The organism is Verrucosispora sp. SN26_14.1 (genome assembly GCF_004307965.1).
Taxonomy (GTDB): Bacteria; Actinomycetota; Actinomycetes; order Mycobacteriales; family Micromonosporaceae; genus Micromonospora.
In genome coordinates this window covers 1-4,475 of record NZ_SISL01000469.1, presented here as the reverse complement: position 1 = coordinate 4,475, position 4,475 = coordinate 1, and the positions used below count along the sequence as shown (strand labels likewise).

Sequence of the window (4,475 nt, the reverse complement as noted above, 5' to 3'; positions counted from 1 at the left end):
AATGTGTATAAGAGACAGCTCTCAGTGCGTGCGGTACTAGCTGTCGCCGCCGGTCTCGCCGACCGGGGCGGCGTTCACGTCGTCGATGGCGTACTTCTTGGCCGCCTCGGCCGGTACGTGCGCCGGTACGACGCCGCGCAGCGCGAGCTGCCGCAGCGTGGCGACCGCGATCGACTCGGCGTCGACGCGGAAGTGCCGGCGCAGCGCGTGCCGGGTGTCCGACAGGCCGAAGCCGTCGGTGCCCAGGGAGGTCCAGTCACCGGGCACCCAGCGGGAGATCAGGTCCGGCACCGCGCGCATCCAGTCGCTGACCGCGACCTTCGGCCCGTCGGCGTCGGCCAGCTTCTGCTGGATGTACGGCACCCGCTGCTCCGCGCCCGGGTGCAGGAGGTTGTACGCCTCACACTCGACCGCGTCCCGCCGCAGCTCGGTCCAGGAGGTCACCGACCAGACGTCGGCGGCCACCCCCCAGTCCTGGGCGAGCAGCTGCTGCGCCTTGAGCGCCCACTGCATGCCGGTGCCGGAGGCGAGCACGTTCGCCCGGGGGGCGTCACCCTCCACCGACGGGGCCGCCGCGTACCGGTAGATGCCCTTGACGATGCCCTCGGCGTCGACGCCCTCCGGCTCGGCCGGCTGGTGGATCGGCTCGTTGTAGATGGTGAGGTAGTAGAAGACGTTCTCCTGCTCCTCGCCGTACATCCGGTGCAGGCCGTTCTCCACGATGTGCGCGATCTCGAACGCGAACGCCGGGTCGTACGCGACGACGGCCGGGTTCGTGGCCGCGAGCAGCAGCGAGTGGCCGTCCTCGTGCTGGAGGCCCTCGCCGTTGAGCGTGGTGCGACCGGCGGTGGCGCCGAGCACGAAACCACGGGCCATCTGGTCGGCCGCCGCCCAGAAACCGTCACCGGTGCGCTGGAACCCGAACATCGAGTAGAAGATGTACATCGGGATCATCGGTTCGTCGTGCGTGGCGTACGACGAACCGGCGGCGGTGAACGAGGCGACCGAGCCGGCCTCGTTGATGCCCTCGTGCAGGATCTGACCGGCGGTCGACTCCTTGTACGACAGGAACAGCTCCCGGTCGACCGAGGTGTACCGCTGACCGTGCGGCGAATAGATCTTGGCGGTCGGGAAGATCGAGTCCAGGCCGAAGGTCCGTGCCTCGTCCGGGATGATCGGCACCCAGCGCCTGCCGAACTGCTTGTCCTTCATCAGGTCCTTGAGCAGCCGGACGAAGGCCATCGTGGTGGCCACCTTCTGCTTGCCCGAGCCCCGCTTGACGTCGGCGAAGCGCTCGCTGCCGGGGATGGCCAGGGGCTTGGCCTCGGTCCGCCGGCTCGGCAGGTAGCCGCCGAGGTTCTTGCGCCGCTCGTGCAGGTACTGCATCTCGTCGGACTTCTCGTCCGGCCGGTAGTACGGCGGCAGGTACGGGTTGTCCTCCAGCGCCGAGTCCGGGATGTCCAGGTAGAGCCGGTCGCGGAACGTCTTCAGGTCGTCCAGCGTCAGCTTCTTCATCTGGTGCGTGGCGTTGCGGCCCTCGAAGTGCTGGCCGAGCGTCCAGCCCTTGATCGTCTTGGCCAGGATCACCGTCGGCTGCCCGGTGTGCTCCGTCGCCGCCTTGTAGGCCGCGTAGAGCTTGCGGTAGTCGTGCCCGCCGCGCTTGAGGTTCCAGATCTCGTCGTCGCTCAGGCCGTCGACCATCTTGCGGGTCCGCGCGTCCCGACCGAAGAAGTGCTCCCGGACGTACGCCCCGGACTCCGCCTTGTAGGTCTGGTAGTCGCCGTCCGGCGTGGTGTTCATCAGGTTGACCAGCGCGCCGTCGGTGTCGGCGGCGAGCAGCGGGTCCCACTCCCGGCCCCAGACCACCTTGATGACGTTCCAACCGGCGCCCCGGAAGAACGCCTCCAGCTCCTGCATCACCTTGCCGTTGCCGCGGACCGGACCGTCCAGGCGCTGGAGGTTGCAGTTGATCACGAAGGTGAGGTTGTCCAGCTCCTCCCGGGCGGCCACGCCGATCGCGCCCAGGGTCTCCGGCTCGTCCATCTCGCCGTCACCGAGGAAGGCCCAGACGTTCTGGTCGGAGGTGTCCTTGATGCCCCGGTGCTGGAGGTAGCGGTTGAACCGGGCCTGGTAGATGGCGTTCAGCCCGCCCAGCCCCATCGAGACGGTGGGGAACTCCCAGAAGTCCGGCATCAGCCGGGGGTGCGGGTACGACGGGAGCCCGCCGCCGGGGTGCGACAGCTCCTGCCGGAAGCCGTCGAGCTGGTTCTCGCTGAGCCGACCCTCCAGGAACGCCCGGGCGTACATACCGGGGGAGGCGTGCCCCTGGTAGAAGATGTGATCGCCGCCACCCGGGTGGTTCTTGCCCCGGAAGAAGTGGTTGAAGCCCACCTCGTAGAGCGAGGCCGAGCTGGCGAAGGTGGAAATGTGTCCGCCGACGCCGATCTCGGGACGCTGCGCACGGTGCACCAGCATCGCCGCGTTCCACCGCACGTACGCCCGGATCCGGCGCTCGATGTGCTCGTCACCCGGGAACCAGGGTTCGCGCTCCGGCGGGATCGTGTTGAGGTAGTCGGTGGTGGTCAGCGACGGTACGCCGACCTGGCGCTCACGGGCGCGCTCCAACAGGCGCAGCATCACGTATCGCGCCCGCTTGGTGCCACGATCATCGATGACACCGTCGAGCGACTCGACCCATTCGCTGGTCTCTTCAGGGTCGGTATCCGGAAGCTGGCTCGGCAGTCCGGCCGTGATCACCGGGCGCTTGCGTTCCGTAGCCACAGGCGTTCCCTCGGTTGTGTGTGGGATAGGTCTCTAGCGCCATCCTGCCCCGTCGCGGCACTCGCCGTCACGTCCACCCGGCCCAAGGGCGACGCGCGACACACGTACCGAACAGTAACTTCGCGTCGCCGCGCAGGCCCGGACGGGTAGTAGACGATCTTGCCAGGAAACGCCGCCGAGCGCGCCGGTACAAGGTTTCGTAACCGGGCAGAATGGGGGGTATGCGTAGTGAGGTGATCAGCATCCGGACCGGTTCCCGGCCGACCGTCCGGGACATCACCGCCGAGGCCGAGCAGTTCCTCGCCGGGCAGGGCGACGGGCTGCTGCACGTGTTCGTGCCGCACGCCACCGCCGGGGTGGCCATCATCGAGACCGGCGCCGGCTCCGACGACGACCTGCTCACCGCGCTGGACGCGCTGCTGCCCACCGACGACCGCTGGCAGCACCGGCACGGTTCGCCCGGACACGGCCGCGACCACGTGCTGCCCGCCTTCGTCGCCCCGTACGCGACGCTGCCCGTGCTCGGCGGCCGGCTCGCCCTGGGTACCTGGCAGTCCGTCTGCCTGGTCGACACCAACGGGGACAACTCCAGCCGGCAGGTCCGCTTCTCCTTCCTGCCCGGCTGACCACCACACCCGCCCGGCCGGCCACCGCGAGGCGACCGTCCCGGCGGCGCGCCGCCGACGTAACGGCGGAACTGCCCGAACGTGGCCGGATCGTAGAATGTCGACCATGCCGCGACCACCCGCCACCCTGGTCGGCCCGGGTGGGGCCGACCGGTCCCGGGTGGCCGGCGACACGGTCCGGCGGATCATGCACGTGGCCGCCGCCCTGCGGCACCACCAGGACAGCGAGATCGCCGCACTGGGGCTGACCCCGGCGGTCGCCCGCGCGCTCTACGAACTGGACCCGGACCACCCGCTGCCCGCCCGTGAGCTGGCCGGGCAGTTGCGCTGCGACCGGTCCAACGTGACCGCGCTGGTCGACAAGCTGGAGCGGGCCGGGCTGGTGGAGCGTCGTGCCGACCCGGACGACCGGCGGCAGCGGACCCTGGTGGTGACCGAGGCGGGCCGGCGGATGCGGGACCGGGTCCACGGGGTGCTGTCCGACTCACGACTGCTGGCCGGACTCAGCACGGAGGAGTTGGCGGCGCTCGGCGAACTCGTCTGGAAGGTCTCCGACGGCGGTTGCCCGGAGCGGCTCGGGACGTAGTCGGGCGCCGCGCCGTCCCAGGTGCGTGAAACGTGCTCAGGTGGGCGAGGCGTGCCTCGGTCGGTAATGCTGTCGGACGTGACCACCCCGCAGGATCTCGACGACCGGTTCCGGGAGGCCCTGGCCGCCCTCGCCGCGCCGGGGCGCCGCGCCGACCCGGCACAGCCGGTGGCCGACGGTGCCACGCTGACCGGCGCAGAGCTGTTGGACCTCTTCGACGCACAGGTCACCAGCCGCCAACTCGACCTCGCCGGACGCTGGCTCCGCGGCTTCGGCGAGGGCTACTACACGATCGGTTCGGCCGGGCACGAGGGCAACGCCGGGGTCGCCGCGGCGCTACGCCCCACCGACCCGGCCCTGCTGCACTACCGCTCCGGCGCGTTCTACTGCGTGCGGGCCGCTCAGGCCGCCCGCAGGGGGGAGCCCGACACCGGCCGGGACCCCGACGCGGAGCCGGCCGGCGACCACGGCGGCCCCAGCAC

The 4,475-nt window shown here is 70.5% G+C and carries 3 protein-coding genes and 1 pseudogene; 3 read left to right on the top strand and 1 reads right to left on the bottom strand.

Features of this window, described 5'->3' with window-relative positions; translation table 11 throughout:
• Positions 1–36: 36 nt before the first annotated feature.
• Positions 37–2,781 (bottom strand): pyruvate dehydrogenase (acetyl-transferring), homodimeric type, encoded by a 2,745-nt coding sequence (gene aceE / locus EYA84_RS27260; protein ID WP_131056632.1) that lies wholly within the window; start codon positions 2,779–2,781, stop codon positions 37–39.
• A 221-nt stretch (positions 2,782–3,002) separates the two neighbouring features.
• Here aceE and EYA84_RS27255 point away from each other — a divergent pair, with 221 nt between their 5' ends.
• The 3 genes and pseudogenes from EYA84_RS27255 to EYA84_RS27245 form a co-directional block, all read left to right on the top strand.
• Entirely contained in the window at positions 3,003–3,407 is a 405-nt protein-coding gene (locus EYA84_RS27255; protein WP_162854388.1) for a YjbQ family protein, read from the top strand.
• Positions 3,408–3,513: 106 nt separating this feature from the next.
• Positions 3,514–3,993 carry a MarR family winged helix-turn-helix transcriptional regulator gene (locus tag EYA84_RS27250; RefSeq protein ID WP_131056628.1) on the top strand — a complete coding sequence of 160 codons (480 nt, stop codon included), beginning with the start codon at positions 3,514–3,516 and terminating at the stop codon, positions 3,991–3,993.
• A 66-nt stretch (positions 3,994–4,059) separates the two neighbouring features.
• Positions 4,060–4,475: pseudogene (locus tag EYA84_RS27245) on the top strand (transketolase); the annotation flags it as partial.

Excerpts from the sequence above, each read along its gene's own strand:
- EYA84_RS27250 (WP_131056628.1), top strand. The coding sequence starts at position 3,514 with ATGCCGCGACCACCCGCCACCCTGGTCGGCCCGGGTGGGGCCGACCGG.
- EYA84_RS27255 (WP_162854388.1), top strand. The coding sequence starts at position 3,003 with ATGCGTAGTGAGGTGATCAGCATCCGGACCGGTTCCCGGCCGACCGTC.